This is a genomic window from Streptomyces cyanogenus (assembly GCF_017526105.1).
GTDB classification, from domain to species: domain Bacteria; phylum Actinomycetota; class Actinomycetes; order Streptomycetales; family Streptomycetaceae; genus Streptomyces; species Streptomyces cyanogenus.
Map to the genome: position 1 here is coordinate 2,137,848 of NZ_CP071839.1, position 13,543 is coordinate 2,151,390.

Annotated in this window: 13 protein-coding genes; 8 read left to right on the forward strand and 5 right to left on the reverse strand. The window is 73.9% G+C overall.

The genetic code is table 11. The features are described 5' to 3' along the window. Positions 1-23: 23 nt before the first annotated feature. The 3 genes from S1361_RS09535 to S1361_RS09545 all read right to left on the reverse strand — a co-directional run bounded on the left by S1361_RS09535 (position 24) and on the right by S1361_RS09545 (position 1,801). Positions 24-293 (reverse strand): hypothetical protein, encoded by a 270-nt coding sequence (locus S1361_RS09535; RefSeq protein WP_208031408.1) that lies wholly within the window; start codon positions 291-293, stop codon positions 24-26. Positions 294-419: 126 nt separating this feature from the next. Beyond that, positions 420-1,262, reverse strand: a complete 843-nt coding sequence (locus tag S1361_RS09540) for an anti-sigma factor (protein ID WP_208031409.1) — start codon at positions 1,260-1,262, stop codon at positions 420-422. Beyond that, positions 1,259-1,801 (reverse strand): sigma-70 family RNA polymerase sigma factor, encoded by a 543-nt coding sequence (locus S1361_RS09545; protein WP_208031410.1) that lies wholly within the window; start codon positions 1,799-1,801, stop codon positions 1,259-1,261. The genes S1361_RS09540 and S1361_RS09545 overlap by 4 nt, the downstream gene beginning before the upstream one ends. Before the next feature lie 209 nt (positions 1,802-2,010). Between S1361_RS09545 and S1361_RS09550 the strand changes: the two genes are divergently transcribed. From S1361_RS09550 to S1361_RS09565, 4 genes are all read left to right on the forward strand, one after another. Then, positions 2,011-3,582, forward strand: a complete 1,572-nt coding sequence (locus tag S1361_RS09550) for a DUF4331 domain-containing protein (RefSeq protein ID WP_208031411.1) — start codon at positions 2,011-2,013, stop codon at positions 3,580-3,582. Positions 3,583-3,670: 88 nt separating this feature from the next. Beyond that, a complete protein-coding gene (locus S1361_RS09555; RefSeq protein WP_243769131.1) occupies positions 3,671-5,209 on the forward strand; it encodes a tetratricopeptide repeat protein in 1,539 nt (512 codons plus the stop codon). Continuing rightward, positions 5,206-6,873: a sulfite exporter TauE/SafE family protein gene (locus S1361_RS09560; protein WP_208031412.1), complete on the forward strand. Its 1,668-nt coding sequence runs from the start codon at positions 5,206-5,208 to the stop codon at positions 6,871-6,873. Before S1361_RS09555 ends, S1361_RS09560 begins: the two co-directional genes overlap by 4 nt. Before the next feature lie 27 nt (positions 6,874-6,900). Then, positions 6,901-8,529, forward strand: a complete 1,629-nt coding sequence (locus S1361_RS09565; RefSeq protein WP_208031413.1) for a serine/threonine-protein kinase — start codon at positions 6,901-6,903, stop codon at positions 8,527-8,529. Between the two features lie 57 nt (positions 8,530-8,586). On the opposite strand, the gene S1361_RS09570 is transcribed toward S1361_RS09565, so the two are convergent. After that, the gene (locus S1361_RS09570) at positions 8,587-9,393 is read right to left on the reverse strand and encodes an SGNH/GDSL hydrolase family protein (protein WP_208031414.1); all 807 of its coding nucleotides are present in this window, start codon (positions 9,391-9,393) and stop codon (positions 8,587-8,589) included. Between the two features lie 297 nt (positions 9,394-9,690). On the opposite strand from S1361_RS09570, the gene S1361_RS09575 reads away from it, so the two are divergent. Continuing rightward, positions 9,691-10,785 carry a DUF5925 domain-containing protein gene (locus tag S1361_RS09575; RefSeq protein ID WP_208031415.1) on the forward strand — a complete coding sequence of 365 codons (1,095 nt, stop codon included), beginning with the start codon at positions 9,691-9,693 and terminating at the stop codon, positions 10,783-10,785. A gap of 15 nt (positions 10,786-10,800) precedes the next feature. Beyond that, positions 10,801-11,571, forward strand: coding sequence for a DUF72 domain-containing protein (locus S1361_RS09580; protein ID WP_208031416.1), 771 nt, complete (start codon positions 10,801-10,803; stop codon positions 11,569-11,571). A gap of 99 nt (positions 11,572-11,670) precedes the next feature. Here S1361_RS09580 and S1361_RS09585 read toward each other — a convergent pair whose 3' ends face one another. Next, the gene (locus S1361_RS09585) at positions 11,671-12,039 is read right to left on the reverse strand and encodes a GntR family transcriptional regulator (RefSeq protein WP_208031417.1); all 369 of its coding nucleotides are present in this window, start codon (positions 12,037-12,039) and stop codon (positions 11,671-11,673) included. 71 nt (positions 12,040-12,110) lie between these two features. Here S1361_RS09585 and S1361_RS09590 point away from each other — a divergent pair, with 71 nt between their 5' ends. Together S1361_RS09590 and S1361_RS09595 are read left to right on the forward strand one after the other, a co-directional pair. Then, the gene (locus S1361_RS09590; RefSeq protein WP_208031418.1) at positions 12,111-13,040 is read left to right on the forward strand and encodes a GNAT family N-acetyltransferase; all 930 of its coding nucleotides are present in this window, start codon (positions 12,111-12,113) and stop codon (positions 13,038-13,040) included. Beyond that, positions 13,021-13,521, forward strand: a complete 501-nt coding sequence (locus S1361_RS09595) for a ribonuclease FAU-1 family protein (protein WP_208031419.1) — start codon at positions 13,021-13,023, stop codon at positions 13,519-13,521. The genes S1361_RS09590 and S1361_RS09595 overlap by 20 nt, the downstream gene beginning before the upstream one ends. The last annotated feature ends 22 nt before the right edge of the window (positions 13,522-13,543 follow it).

The window sequence follows — 13,543 nt, forward strand, 5'->3', positions numbered from 1 at the left end:
GGGTCAGGGGCCCTGCGGTGCGGTCAGTGACCGCCGAACAGCGAACGGCGCAGCCGGCGCAGCGGCGCGAAGAGGGAGACCCGACGGACCCGTGCGCCCCGGTCGCTGTGCCTCCGCACGGAGTCACGCGCCGTCAGCTCACGCATCAGCGAGGTCGCCTCGACCGTCTCCCGCTGCGGTATGGCGGGACCCGCCAGCACCGACAGATGGCGGTCGAGGCGCGAACTGGTCGCGCTGCTCCCGCAGGTGATCGCAGGGACCCTCGCCCTGCTGCGCACTGTTATCTGTTCCATGTCACTCCCCACCCGTACGAGTCCACCCGGCCCGGGCAGGGTAACCCTATCGCCCCACCGGGGCACGCGTGTATCTCGGCCACAGGATTCACCTTCCCTGTAAGGGGGTTGACCATCCCTCGCTGACTACTCTCCGAATCCGACCGATTTCAGGGTGAGTTGGACAACCGGCTGCCCGGTGGGCTGCGCTGACCCTCCGTCAGGCTCGACGGTTACGGCGAGTGACGAGGAGGAGGTGTCGAGGCCCTTCGCGACCAGGGGCGTGTCGCCCGCGAGGAGCCCCAGGGAGCGCGGCTGGACCCGGGGGCGCATGAGCCAGAGCTGGTGTACGCGCCCGCCGGGCGGGGTGCCGTATCCGCTGAGGGTGACGACGGCCTCCCGCTCGGAGGCGGAAGCGATTACTCCGATACTGCGGCCCCGGGCGTCCTCGCTGCTCGCGGCGCGGGCGTCCGGAGCGGCCAGAACGTGGGCGATCTCACGTGCCCGGGCCCGTTCGGCGGTGAGCCGGTCCTCGGTGCGGTGCGCCTGGACCGCGAAGAGGGAGGCGACGACGAGGGCCGCGGCGGCGGTGACCGTGGCGAACGGGGCGAACAGGGGGCGTCTGCGGGCCGTACGGGCGCGTCCCGGCGGGGGCTGGGTGCCCCAGACGTGCGGCGGCAGCACGGGGGCGTGCTCCCGGCCCGGCGCCTGCGCCCGCGCGGCCGTGCGGCCGCGGGCCGGCTCCTGCGGGGTGCTGCGGACGGCGGACAGGACCCGGTCGCGCAGCGCGGCGGGTGCCGGGGCCGCCGTGGACCAGGCGAGCCGGACCGCGTCCTCGGCCAGCTCCCGCACCTCGGCGGTGCAGCGGTCGCAGCCCGCCAGGTGTTTCTCGAAGCGGCGCCGCTCGCCCGGCTCGAGCGCGTCGAGCGCGTAGGGCGCGGCCAGGGAGTGCAGGTCCTCGCGGCGCAGCAGCTTGCCGAGGATGCTCATACGGTGCCCCCCAGGCACTGGCGCAGCCGGGCGAGCCCGTCGCGCATCCGCGTCTTGACCGTGCCCAGCGGCAGCGACAGCCGCTCGGCCACCTCACGGTAGGTGTACCCGTCGTAGTAGGCGAGGGTCACCGACTGGCGTTGCAGGGCCGTGAGCCGGTTCAGGCAGCGGCGCACCCACTCGCGTTCCAGGCCGGCCTCGACCTCCTCGGCGACCTGGTCGAACGCGGGTTCCCCGGCGCGCAGGGCCTCGCGCTGCTCGCGTTCCCCGGCCGCGCGGGCGCTGCGCACCCGGTCGACGGCGCGGCGGTGGGCGAGGGTGAGGATCCACGACAGGGCACTGCCCCGGCCGGGGTCGAAGCGGGCTGCGGAGCGCCACAGTTCGAGCAGCACCTCCTGGGCGACCTCCTCGGACTGGGCGGGATCGCGCACCACCCGGCGCACCAGCCCGTACACCGGGCCGGACACCAGTCCGTACAGCTCCTCGAAGGCCCGCTGGTCGCCGCCCGCCACGAGCACCAGCAGCTCGTCCGCCTGCATCCGGGCCCCCTCACCGTGGCCGCAGCCGGCTCTTCCTCGCGCACCGCGCATCCGCACCGAGACACACCTCCCCGAGGGGTTACGGATCAGCGGGCCGAAAACGCGGGTCCCGGGCGGAAAAAAAGTTTTTCGCCGTCGACCAAACCGATCGGCGGGTTCGCTCCGTATACCCGTCCGTCAAAGGCAAGTCGGCACTGAGGACGGACGGCATGACACCTCTCTTCTCCAGGGGCGCCCTCTCCGGGAGGGCGTTCTCCGGGCGCGGCACGGGACGCACCGGACTGGTCACGCTCATCTGCGGCGCACTGGCCGCCGGAGGGCTCACGGCCGCCGGCGTCGCCACCCTGGCACCCGGGGCGGCCTCCGCCTCCTCCCACCGTGAGGCCCCGCTGATCTCGGGCACCCCGCAGTACGACAACACCGACCTGTACGCGTTCGTCAGCCCGGACAAGCCCGACACGACGACGATCGTGGCGAACTGGATCCCGTTCGAGGAGCCGGCCGGCGGACCGAACTTCTACACGTTCGCCGACGACGCCCAGTACGACCTGCACGTCGACAACAACGGTGACGCGCAGGGCGAGTTGGTGTTCCGCTACACCTTCAAGACCCACACGAAGAACGGCGACACGTTCCTCTACAACACCGGTCCGGTCACCAGCCTGGACGACCCCGACCTCAACATCACACAGACGTACGACATCGACCTGATCAAGCTCAGGCACGGGCACGAGATGTCGAAGACCAAGCTGGCCGACGACGTGCCGGTGGCGCCGTCGAACGTCGGCAAGGCGTCCATGCCGGACTACGGCAAGCTGCGCGCGCAGGCGGTGTACAAGACGGCGGGTGGCGCCGCGACCTTCGCCGGCCAGGCAGACGACCCGTTCTTCGCGGACCTGCGCGTCTTCGACCTGCTGTACGGCGGGAACCTCACCGAGGTCGGCCGGGACACCCTCAAGGGCTACAACGTCAACACGATCGCCCTCCAGGTGCCGAACGACCTGATCCGCGAGTCGTCCCACCAGCCGGTCGTCGGCATCTGGTCGACGGCGCAGCGCCGCAACGCGCAGGGCTACTACAGCCAGGTCTCGCGCCTGGGCAACCCGCTGGTCAACGAGGTCGTCAACCCGCAGAAGGACAAGGACAAGTTCAACGCCTCGCAGCCGGCGTACGACGGGCAGTTCCTGAAGAACGTCACCAACCCCGAGCTGCCCAAGCTGATCGAGTCCATCTACAAGATCAAGGCGCCGGCGGAGCCGCGCAACGACCTGGTCGACGTCTTCCTCAAGGGCGTCAAGGGCCTCAACCAGCCGCCGCACGTGACCCCTTCGGAGGAGCTGCGGCTGAACACCTCGATCAAGCCGAGCATGCACCCGAAGCGGCTCGGTGTGCTGGACGGCGACAACGCGGGCTTCCCGAACGGCCGCCGGCTGAGCGACGACGTGATCGACGCGGCGCTCCAGGTCGTCGAGGGCGAACTGGTCGGCTCCAAGAACGACCTCGGTGACGCGGTCGACAAGAACGACAGGAAGTTCGAGCACTACTTCCCGTACGTCGCCCAGCCCACGGCCGGTTCGCGCGGCCGGCTCGCCAAGGGCACGACGGCGGGGACCGATGTGCGCAGCCAGCTCGGGGACGCCCTCCAGCCGGCCGGGTCCGCCTCCGGCGGCTCCGGGAACACCATGCTGATCGCCGCCTCGGCGGCCTCCGGCGCGGCCGGGATCCTGCTGATCGGCACCGCCTTCGCGTGGTGGCGCCGGCGCCTGCAGCGCCCGTACTGATCCCGCACCCACCCAGACCGGCGCGGCCCGTGATTCCCCCTCCCCCACGGCGGGCCGCGCCTTCCACACGACCGACGGAGGAGAAGGCATGGGCCCGCGCGGGCAGGACGACGAGCAGGACGTGCACAGGGCGAGCGCGAGCGGCGAGGCCCTGCCGGCGCCGGCCGCACCGGCGCCTGCGGCTTCCGGCCCCGGCGAGCCCGGGAGCACCGGGGAGCGCGGGACCGCCGAGGAAGAGACCGCCGGGGAAGAGACCGCCGGCGACGAGCGGGTCGCCGCGGTACGGCGGGTCGGTGCGGTCCGGCGGCTGTGGCGGGGCGGCGCGCAACTCGCCGTCGCCGCCTCACTGCTGGCGGTCGCCCTGACCGGTGGCGCGATCGCGCTCGGCACCGACCGGGGGCCGGCGTCCGTGCCGGTCGCCGCCGGCGCCATGGATCCCGGGATGCTGAGCGGCGGGAATCTGGACGCGAGCATCACCGCGCTCCAGACGCACCTGCGGGCCCAGCCGAAGGACTACGGCGGCTGGGCCACCCTCGGCCTCGCCTACGTCGAGCAGGCGCGGACCACGGCCGACCCGTCCCGGTACCCGCAGGCGGAGCAGGCCCTGCGGCGCTCCCTGTCGCTGGCGCCGGACAACGACCAGGCCCTGGCCGGCCGGGCCGCCCTCGCGGCTGCCCGGCACGACTTCCACGGCGCCCTGCCCTTCGCGGACGCGGCCCTGCGGCGCAACCCGTACAGCGAGCGCGCGCTGTCCTCCCGGATCGACGCCCTGGTCGAACTCGGCCGGTACGCCGACGCGGCGAAGGCGGCGCGGACCGCCGACGCGCGCAGGCCGGGGGTGCCGGTCTTCACCCGGTACGCCTATGTGCAGGAGCTGCGCGGGGACGTGCGCACGGCGCGCCGCGTCCTGGAGCAGGCGCTGGCCGCGGCCGCCTCGCCGGGCGACACGGCGTACGTCGCCACCCAGCTCGGTCAACTCGCCTGGAACCAGGGCGACCAGCGCACGGCGCTCACCTACTACGCCCGCGCCCTGGCCGCCGACGACGGCTACCTCCCGGCGCTGGAGGGCCGGGCCCGCGCGCGGGCGGCGAGCGGTGACCGCGCCGCGGCCGTCAAGGACATGGAGACGGTGGTCGCCCGCGCTCCGCTGCCCGGCCCGCTGGTCGCCCTGGGCGAGCTGTACGAGGCCCGGGGCGCGGCCGGCGACCGGGCGCGGGCCCGGCAGCAGTACGCGCTGGTCGACGCGTGGATCGCGCTGGCCCGTGCCAACGGCGTCAACGCCGACCTGGACACCGCGCTGGCCGCCGCCGACCACGGCGACAAGCGGGCCGCCCTGCGCGCGGCCCGGGCCGAATGGGCCCGCCGGCACACTGTGCACACCGCCGACGCCCTCGCCTGGGCGTTGCACGTCAACGGCCATGACGCCGAGGCCCTGCCCTACGCCCGCCAGGCCACCGCCACCGGCTACCGCAACGCCGCCTTCCGCTACCACCGCGGCATGATCGAGCTGGCCACCGGCCACCGGGCGGCCGGCCGTGCCTCGCTCGCCGCCGCCCTCAAGCTGAATCCCGGCTTCTCCCCGCTGGGCGCCGAGCGGGCCCGCGAGGCGCTGGAGGGAGCCCGGTGAAATCCCGTCTGCTGTACGTGCTGCTCGCCGGGTGCGCCCTGGCGCTCCTCCCGTCCGGCACCGCGAGCGCGCACCCCCTCGGCAACTTCACCGTCAACCGCTACGACGGCCTGGTCGCCGCTCCGGGCCTGCTCCGCGTCGACCATGTGGAGGACCTGGCCGAGATCCCGGCGACGCAGGCCAAGCCCGGTATCGAACGGCTGGGGCTGGAGGCGTGGGCCCGGCAGCGCTGCGCGCGGGCCGCCACCGACAGCGCCCTCACCGTCGACGGGCGTACGGCCACCCTGACGGCCGCCCGCAGCAGCGCGCGGCTGCGCCCGGGCCAGGCCGGTCTCGACACCCTGCGCGTGGAGTGCCGGCTGACCGCGTCACTGCCCCGCGCGGGCACCGTGACCCTCGGCTTCCACGGCGCGGGCGCCGCCGGCGGGCCCGGCTGGCGGGAGATCACGGCGCGGGGCGACCGGATGACGCTCACCGCGACGGACGTGCCGAAGGAGTCGGTCTCGCATGAACTGACCTCCTATCCCAAGGACCTGCTGTCCTCCCCCGCCGACACCGTCACGGCCTCGGTGCGGGTGCGGCCCGGCGGCCCCGCGCTCGCGGCGGACGCCCAGCGGCAGGCGGCTCCGGGCGCCGGGGTGCTCCCCCGGGGTGCCGACCGCTGGACCCGGGCCCTGGACGACCTCGTGGCCCGGCGCGACCTCACCGTCGGCTTCGCCGCCGTGGCCCTGCTCATCGCGGTCGCCCTGGGCGCGATGCACGCCCTGGCCCCGGGCCACGGCAAGACGCTGATGGCCGCGACGGCGGCGGCGCGCGGGGGCCGGGCCCGGCCCCGGGACGTGCTGCCGCTGGCCGCCTCGGTCACCGTGACCCACACCCTGGGCGTGGTCGCCCTGGGCCTCCTCGTCACGGCCGGCTCCGCCGCCACACCGGCGGTGATCTCCTGGCTGGGCATCGCCAGCGGCGCGCTGGTGCTGGCGGCGGGCGTCACCCTCGTACGCCGGGCCTGGCACAACCGCGTGCGGGCGACCGTCGTGCCCCACGAGCGGGCGGAACTGCGCGAGTTGGCGGCGGTGGGGGCCGGCCACGGTACCGGTCACCCCTCTCGTCACCACCACGGTGATGAGCACACCCACGAGGACCACACCCACACCCACGCGCATGACCATGGAGAGCACACCCATGGGGACCACGCCCACAGCCACACGCACGGCCATGGAGAGCACACCCATGGGGAGCACACCCATGGGGGGCACACCCACAGCCACGGGGGTCACACCCACACCCATGGCGGGCACACCCACACGCACCCGACCGCGCCCACCGTGCGCGGCACGATCCTGCTGGGGTTCGCCGGTGGCCTGGTGCCCAGTCCGTCCGCCGTGGTCGTCCTGGTCGGTGCCGCCGCGCTCGGCAAGGCGTGGTTCGGGCTGCTGCTCGTCGTGGCGTACGGGGCGGGTCTCGCGCTGACCCTCACCGCCGCCGGGTTCGCCGTCGTACGGCTGGGCGCGGGGGCGGCCCGGGTCATGGAACGGCGCCCGCGCTGGGGCGCGCACCCCCTGGCCGCCCTGGTGCGCCGTACCCTGCCGCTGGTGTCGGCGCTGGTCGTGCTGGCGCTGGGCACGGGACTGGTGCTCAAGGGGGTCGCATCCGCGCTGGGCTGAGCTACTTTTGTGGAGAATTCGCGCGAGATGCCTTGGGGGGCGCCCGTGTCCGAGGAGCCGGGCCCGGAACGTGTGATCGCGGGCCGCTACCGTCTGCTGGCCCCGCTGGGCGAGGGCGGCATGGGCACCGTGTGGCGCGCCCGGGACGAGGTGCTGCACCGCGAGGTGGCGGTAAAGGAGGTGCGGGCGCCGGCGGGGCTGCCCGGCCCCGAGGTGGAGCGGCTGTACGCGCGCCTGGAGCGGGAGGCGTGGGCGGCGGCCCGGGTCGCGAACCGCAACGTGGTCACGGTGTACGACGTGGCGATGGAGGGCGGCCGGCCGTGGATCGTGATGGAGCTGGTGCGCGGGCTGTCGCTCGCCGACCAGCTGGAGGCGGAAGGGCCGCTGCCGCCGCAGCGAGCCGCGCACATCGGCGCCGAGGTGCTGTCCGCGCTGCGCGCCGCGCACGCCGCCGGGGTGCTGCACCGGGACGTGAAGCCGGCCAACGTGCTGCTCGCGAACGACGGCCGGGTGGTGCTGACCGACTTCGGGATCGCCACGGTGGAGGGCAGCGCGGCGCTGACCATGACCGGCGAGGTGATCGGCTCGCCCGAATACCTGGCGCCGGAGCGGGCGCTGGGGCGGACGCCGGGCCCGGAGTCGGACCTGTGGTCGCTGGGTGTGCTGCTGTACGCGGCCGTCGAGGGCGTCTCCCCGTTCCGGCAGGCCACCCCGCTCAGCACGCTGCGGGCCGCGGTGGACGAGGAGTTGCCGCCACCGCGGTGGGCCGGGCCGCTCACCCCCGTGATCAGGGGGCTGCTGCGCAAGGACCCCGCCGAGCGGCTGCCCGCGGAGCAGGCGGAGCGGGAGCTGCGGCTGGTGGCGGCGGGCGGGACGGCACGCACGGAGCCCCTCGGCGCGGTGTCGCCGTACCCGCCGTCGGTGCCGGCCCGGTCGCCGGAGGCGTCCGGCACCCCGCCGGCGCCGCTGCCCACCGGGTACCCGGACCCGGGCACCACGGCCGCCGGGCCGGACCGGCGGCCCGAGCGCGACCGCCGCGCCGCCGCGGTGCTGGTCGCGGGTGTACTCGCGGTCGTCCTGGCGCTGGCCGGGCTGACGTACGCGCTGCTGAACCGCGACGACGGGAGCAAGCAGGGCAGTGGCACCCCGAGCGCCGGCCGGGCGAGCACCGCAGCGCACTCCCCCACACCGAGCGGCAGCACCGACACGGACGCGCGAGCGCCCTCGCCCACGCGCGGCAGCGCCTCGGCGAGCAGCGCGCCGGCGCAGTCGGTGCACGTGACCCTGACCGGCGCGCACACGACGTACTCCGGGTCCTGTCCGCCGCCGGCCGCGCAGGCACCCGCGTTCACCGCCGCGTTCACGGTGGGGCGGTTGCCGGCGCAGGTGGAGTACCGGTGGGTGCTCGCGCACGGGTCGGTGTCGGACCCGGGGTGGAGGACGCTGCCGTTCCCGCCGGGCGGCCCGCGCACACGGCAGCAGCAGGTGACCGTGACCACCTATGCGGAGGGCGGGACGATCGAGAACGAGATCGGTGTGGAGGTGCGCGGACCCGTGCGGGCCACCTCTAACTCGGTGCCGTTCTCGGTCACGTGTACGACGACGACGGAGACCCCGTCGGCCGGGGCCTCCGCTTCTCCCTCGGGCTCTCCCTGAGGGGCCCCACCGGGCGACGGCGCGGAAAGTCCACCCTGAGGAGCGAGCCCGTACGGGTCAGGCCGCGTTGGTGAGCACCGGCAGGTAGCCGCCGGACTGACCGGACGCGGTCGGGTGGTACGACTCGCCGATGTCGAGCCAGTTGACGCTGTGCAGCCAGGAGCTGCCGGAGCAGATCTCGTGGCCGCTGAACGTGGTGCGGACGTCCCCGAAGACGAAGCCGTGGGCGGTGGCACGGGCCTTGATGGCGGCGTCGATGTAGTCGGCGGCGTCGTTGATCGCGGACCGCTTGGTCTCCGAGAGTCCGAGGCACGACTGGCCGAGCAGGTAGAAGCGGGGGTAGCCGATGACGACGACGCGGGCGGACGGGGCTTTGGCGCTGATCGTGTTGTAGACGGTGTCCAGCTTGCCGGGGAGCGTGTTGGCGACGTACGCCTTCGCGGTGTCGATGCGGGACAGGCATGTGCTGTCGGAGCTGGTCACGCAGGTGGTCATCACGTCGGCGAAGCCGGCGTCGTTGCCGCCGATGGTGATGGACACCAGCGAGGTGGAGGAGTTCAGCGGACCGAGCTGGTTCGCGAGCACGTCGTCCGTCCTGGCGCCGGAACAGGCGGTGAAGGCGAACGAGGAGGGGCTGTGGGCGGCGTTCCACAGGTACGGGTACGCCTTCGTGCTGCGGTCGCAACTCCCGCTGGAGCTGATGTAGCTGCCGGCGCCCACCCCGGAGGAGTAGGAGTCGCCGAGCGCAACATAGCCGCCGGTCGCGGCCGTCGAGGACGCCTGCGCCGCGGCGGCCCCGGTGAGACCGAGGCCGGCGGCGAGGAGGAGCGAGGTCACGAATCCGGTAAGTCGGGAACGTCTCATGGAACCTCCCTTTAGCAGGATCTCTGCCACAACTGTCGTAGCAACGACGCACGTTGACAGGAAGTGTCCATGCCAAGACTTTTGTCATCTCAACAGGATCAACCCGTAACATTCACCGCTCATCTATTGCATGTGCATGTCATATCTGTTGACGCGGCATCAACTCGGGCGGCCGTGCACCGTCGTGCGGCTCCGCCGCGCGCGCGAGCGGCGGTCACGGACCCGCGGCCGAAGAACCGCGCTGCCCGGCGCGGGAAATGCCATGCGCGGAGGGCATCCGTGCCGGATCATGGCGGCATGTCTGCGAACCCACACGACGCTCTGCCGATCCGGCTCCACGTCGACGACTCCGACTCGCCGTCCGACGTCGTCGACGCGCTGTTCCTCGGCCGCTTCGCGACGGGCGAGCAGCCGTACTCGCACGCGGCGAACATCGACCGGCTGCGCTCGGGCGCCAACCTGCTGCCGGAGGGGGCCCGGGTGCTGCGGGTCGCCCGCGACGACGACCGCAGCGCGACCCTCGCCGAGGGCGAGGGCTGGACCCTGCTGATCTCCCGCTGGAACCGGGGCGCGGACGTCACGGTCACCGCGACCAGCGCCGAACTGGCCCAGCGGATCCTCGACCAGGCCACGGACGGCGCGGCCGACGAGCCGGAACCGCAGCCGGAGAACGTGACGATGGGGTTCTGGTACGTCTCCCCCAGGCGCGGCCCGCACCGCACCACCCGCCAGATCTCCGCGGGCACCTGGGAGGAGGTCCGGCCCAACTACACGGCGCCGGTGGCCGAGGCCATGGACCGCCTGATGAAGACGACCCCCGAGGACATCGCCGGCCGGCTGCTGCTGCTCCACGGCCCGCCGGGCACCGGCAAGACCTCCGCCCTGCGCACCCTGGCCCGGTCCTGGCGGGACTGGTGCCAGGTCGACTGCGTCCTGGACCCGGAGCGGCTCTTCTCCGACGTGGGCTACCTGATGGACATCGCGATCGGCGAGGACGACGGCGCGGGCAAGGGGCGCTGGCGGCTGCTGCTCCTGGAGGACTGCGACGAGCTGATCCGCGGCGAGGCCCGGCACACCGCGGGCCAGGCCCTGTCCCGGCTGCTGAACCTGACCGACGGCCTGCTCGGCCAGGGCCGCAACGTCCTGGTCGGCGTCACCACCAACGAGGACCTGGAGCGGCTGCACCCGGCCGTGGTCCGCCCCGGCCGCTGTCTGGCCCGCATCGAGGTGGGCCCGCTGACCCGTACGGAGGCGGTGAACTGGCTCGGCACCGAGCAGGGCGTGGGCCGCGAGGGCGCGACCCTGGCCGAGCTGTACGCGCTGCGCCGGGGTACGACGCCGACCTCGGTGCCGGGCGCGCGGGAGGGCTCGGACGCGGGTCTGTACCTGTAGTGCTTTGATGAGGGTATGACCCTGTTGGTCGGCACGTCCGGGTGGCAGTACAAGGACTGGCGGGACCTCGTCTATCCGGCCGGGGTGCCGACGCGGCTGTGGCTGGAGGAGTACACCCGGCTGTTCGCGACCGTGGAGATCAACAACGCGTTCTACCGGCTGCCGTCGTACGACACCTTCGCCGCCTGGCGCGGGCGCGTCCCGCCGGAGTTCGTGGTCGCGGTCAAGGCCAGCCGGTACCTCACCCACATCAAGCGGCTGAAGGACCCCGAGGAGCCGGTGCACCGCCTGATGACGCACGCGGCGGGCCTCGGCGACCGCCTGGGTCCGGTCCTCCTCCAGTTCCCGCCCACCCTGCGCGCCGACCCGGCGCTGCTGGACGCCTGCCTGGCCTGCTTCCCGCCCGGTACCAGGGTCGCGGTGGAGCCCCGGCACGACTCCTGGTGGACCGGTGAGGTGCGCGAGGTGCTGTCGTCCCGTGGCGCGGCCCTGTGCTGGGCGGACGTCCTGGCCCGCCCGGTCACCCCGCTGTGGCGCACCACCGACTGGGGCTACGTCCGCTTCCACCAGGGCCGCGCCCGGCCCTGGCCGCGCTACGGCCGCCGCTCCCTGGACACCTGGGTGGACCGCATCGCGACGACCTGGTCCGCCGGGGAGGACGTCTACGCGTACTTCAACAACGACCCCGGGGGCGCGGCGGTGCAGGACGCGATCACCTTCGCCCGCTCCGCCCACCGGGCGGGCCTGCCGGTGACCCGCACCCCGGAGCCGGCGCAACGGAGCTGACGTCCTCTCCGGCCCGGCCTGCGCGGCCACGCCGGCGCTCGGCCACGCCGGCGGATACCGGCGGTGCCGGGCCCTGCGCGGCGCGAGTCGACAAATCCCCTAATCCCCGTACGCCGCCCGCAGCGCGTCCCGCACCGCGTCCAGCGCCGCCCCCTCGTCCAGCCCGAGCCGCCGCACCCGATCGGCGTACGCCTGCGCAGCCGAGGAGGCCTCACGCGCCGCGGCCGAGCCGGCGGCGGCCACGAACGTGCCGTTGCGCCCCCGCGTCTCGATCACCCCGTCCCCCTCCAGCGCCCGGTACGCCTTGGCCACCGTGTTCACCGCGAGCCCCAGGGACTCGGCCAGTCCCCGCACGGTCGGCAGCCGGTACCCCACCGGGAGCGCCCCGGACCGCGCCTGTTCGGAGATCTGCGCCCGCACCTGCTCGTACGGGGGCGCGCTGTCATCGATGCGGATCTTCAGGCTCACAAGGCCGATTGTCCCGCACGCGCCGGAAAATGAGAGGCAGCCCGGCCACCCCGCCCGTACGGTGCATCCTCATGACAGTGCTCGTCCGCGCCCTGCGCCCCGACGTCCCCGCCGACACCGAGGGCTTCGCCCGCGTCCGCCGACGCGCTCTCCCGTACATGCTGTTCACCGCGGAGTCCGTCCGGCACACGGCCGCCCGCATGCACCCCGGCGCCCGCTTCCGGCCGCTCGTCGCGGAGGAGGACGGCGAGATCATCGGCACGGCACAGGTCCATCTGATCCACGACAGCCCCGAACCGGGCCAGGGCGCCCTGAACATCTATGTCCGCCCGGACCGCACGCACCGCGGCGCCGGCCGGCTGCTGGTGCGGGTGGCCGAGGAGTACCTGACGGACCTGGGTGCCACCCGGCTGTTCGCCTGGGCGCTGGACGAGCCGGCGAACCGGGCCTTCGCCGAGCGGCGCGGCTACCGGCGGGGCCGTGCCGCGCACTTCCTCCGGCTGGACCTGGCGCACGGCACCCTCCCGCCGCTTCCGGAGATCCCGTCCGGTGTCGAGCTGCGGACGGCCGCCGACTTCGCGGACGATCCCCGGCCGCTGTTCGAGCTGGACGCGGAGACGGTGCAGGACGAACCGAGCGATGTGGACCACGCGTTCACGGACTACGACGCCTGGCTCGCGGAGACCTGGAACCACCCGCTGCTGGACCGGGAGCTGACCACGGCCGCCTGTGTCGACGGCCGGCCGGTCGCGTTCACCGTGGCCTACACCGACGGCGACGGCCGTTACTCCACGGCGATGACGGGCACCGCCCGCGCCCACCGCGGCCGCGGCCTGGCCAGACTCGCCAAGATCCATTCCCTCCACCGGGCCCGCGCGGCCGGTGTCACCGAGGCCTTCACGGGCAACGACACCGGCAACGATCCCATGATCGCGATCAACAGGTGGCTCGGGTACGAGGTCTGCGCGCAGGAGGTGCGCTATGTCCGTGAACTCGGCTGAGCCGGCAGACCGGTTGGAGGTCGTCCTGGTCAAGGCGGGCCGTACGAAGATCCGTTACCCGGCGGAGCTGCTCCGGGACGACGGCGACCGGATCGCCGTACGCGCCGCCTGGGCGGGATCCGGGGTCCGCGACTTCGGGTTCGTGCGCTTCGAGCCCGGTGACGTGTTCACCGAGTACTACTGGCGGAACCGGTGGTACTCGGTGAAGGAGGTGCGCGCGGCGGACGGCTCGGTCAAGGGCTGGTACTGCGACATCACGCGGCCCGCCACGCGAACCGGCCCGGAGCTGGTCGTGGAGGACCTCGACCTGGACCTGTGGCGCTCCGCGGACGGCCGGGACGTGCGGCGGCTGGACGAGGACGAGTTCGCCGGGAGCGGCCTCGCCCAGCGGGACCCGCAGGCCGCGGCCGCCGCGGTGGCCGCGCTCGACACGCTGGAGGCGCTGGCCCGCTCCGGCGGCTTCGCCGAGCTGCTCGCCTGAGGCGCCCCGCTGCCCGTGGCGC